The 1,009-nt window shown below is 63.0% G+C and carries 1 protein-coding gene; it reads right to left on the bottom strand.

Translation table 11 applies throughout. The features are described 5' to 3' along the window. Positions 1-525: 525 nt before the first annotated feature. Positions 526-780, bottom strand: a complete 255-nt coding sequence (locus NKH35_RS31840) for a helix-turn-helix domain-containing protein (protein ID WP_031197535.1) — start codon at positions 778-780, stop codon at positions 526-528. Positions 781-1,009: the final 229 nt, after the last annotated feature.

Genomic DNA, 1,009 nt, shown 5'->3' with positions numbered 1-1,009 from the left:
GGGGGGGGGGGGGGGGGGGGGGGTGGGGGGGGTGGGGGGTGTGGGGTTGGGGGGGGGCGGGCGGGGGGGGACGGGGGGGGTGGGGGGGGGGGGGGGGGGGGGTGCGGGGGGGGGGGGGGGGGGGGGGGCCGCGCCCCGCCCCCCACGCCACTCACGAAGAGCGGCCCCTTTTCCTGGTTCGAACGCCCATAGTCAACCCGGAAACGTCAGGATGCCCGCCATGTTACTTTCAGAGCGGCGCGACTTCGCCATGGTGGACGATTCAGCCTAGGAGTAGCCACTCTCGTAGGCCGAGTTGATGCTCAAGCCAGCATCGCCTTGCCGAACTAGGAAGAGTTCGCCGTTAGTACTTCGTCGCGAGCCGATGCCGTCGTGCACGTTTCGTAGCACTCCGGGCGGCTATATCGCTTTGTTGTTCGGTGAGCTGCGCCAGAAGGCATCGCATCAATCGAATCAAGCGTCGACATCAGCCGCAAGCTTCACATCACAACAGCTAGTCCACCCATTGCAGATCATCCGATCTGTTCAGGCGGCGTCCGAAATGTCCAACTCCGACTCAAGAATTCCCACAGGTATGGAAAGCGATTTCGCTATCCGATCCCGATAGCCCTTGCTGTACCTCAGACCTCGCTCGATGTTTTGGATTTCCTCAGCGGCCAGCCCGCACGCGACCGCCAGGTCGTCGATCGAATATCCAAGGTGCTCGCGATAAGCGCGGACGATGTGGGTTCCCTGGGACATAGCCGTCAAGACTGGTTCGGGAATGCGCGAATCCTTCATAAACATCTCCAAGAACTGGGAGCTCCCTCGGAGATTCCTCCCCGAGGCGCACACTTAGCAAATAAAAAAAATTGGTCGTCCATTCGGCCGAACCGGCCTCATGCATGGGATGGGCCGCTGAATTGGCCGGGCCGGAATATGGCGGCTCACCTCCGTCTGCTCAAGTATCACGGCTGCCCGTGCTGCGAGCCTGGTCGGCGTAGCGCATGCGACCTGCGCGCCGTCGTGG

Source organism: Mesorhizobium sp. M1143 (assembly GCF_040318435.1).
GTDB lineage: Bacteria > Pseudomonadota > Alphaproteobacteria > Rhizobiales > Rhizobiaceae > Mesorhizobium.
Note: the sequence above shows the minus strand (reverse complement) of the source record. Positions and strands in the feature narration are given on the sequence as shown.

Bases quoted from the DNA above. Each gene is read 5' to 3' on its own strand.
- NKH35_RS31840 (WP_031197535.1), bottom strand. From the start codon at position 780: ATGAAGGATTCGCGCATTCCCGAACCAGTCTTGACGGCTATGTCCCAG.